The sequence below is a fragment of the Campylobacter sp. S4:11 genome (assembly GCF_024723695.1).
Lineage (GTDB): Bacteria > Campylobacterota > Campylobacteria > Campylobacterales > Campylobacteraceae > Campylobacter_D > Campylobacter_D jejuni_C.
In genome coordinates this window covers 1-640 of record NZ_JANQDC010000083.1, presented here as the reverse complement: position 1 = coordinate 640, position 640 = coordinate 1, and the positions used below count along the sequence as shown (strand labels likewise).

Genomic DNA, 640 nt, shown 5'->3' with positions numbered 1-640 from the left:
ATATTGAATATTGCTTTGCAAGTAAATACCGGCACTTTGGCCTAATATAACACCTTTATTGGTAATATTTTCGATAGTTGAAGCTAATGCGTTGTTAAATTTAAATAACTCAATCCCATATTTACCACCTATTATAGTTCCTTGGTTATTTATGGTACTAATCTTACCAGGTATCCCAAATTCTCCGCTAACACGAATTCCTGAATAACCTCCATATATATAACCATGAATACTATTGGTTAAAGTATGGAGACTATCTTGACTTCCGAGTATATAAATTCCATGATTATTTTTTCCTATAATACTACCGGTGTTATTTAAATTTGCAATCTGAGCAGTAACATGATTTCCACTTTTTTCTAATTTTATGCCATTTTGATTACCAAAAATAACACCTGAGTTATCAAGATTATTAATAGTTCCGGCAAGTAAAAACATACCATCATTAAAACCTTTAATAGTGCCTGAATTTTTTAAAAACTGCACAGATGAATATGAATTTAATTTAATCCCCGAACTTCCTTCTCCACTAATAATACCATGATTTGTTAAAGTATTGATAGCTTGTGAACCACTAACCTGTATCCCATTACCACCTAAAACACTACCACTATTAGTTAAATTTTCTATTTTAGAACCA

At 30.6% G+C, this 640-nt stretch carries 1 pseudogene; it reads right to left on the bottom strand.

Annotated elements, in window-relative coordinates:
- Positions 1-640: pseudogene (locus CAMP5053_RS08290) on the bottom strand (hypothetical protein); the annotation flags it as partial.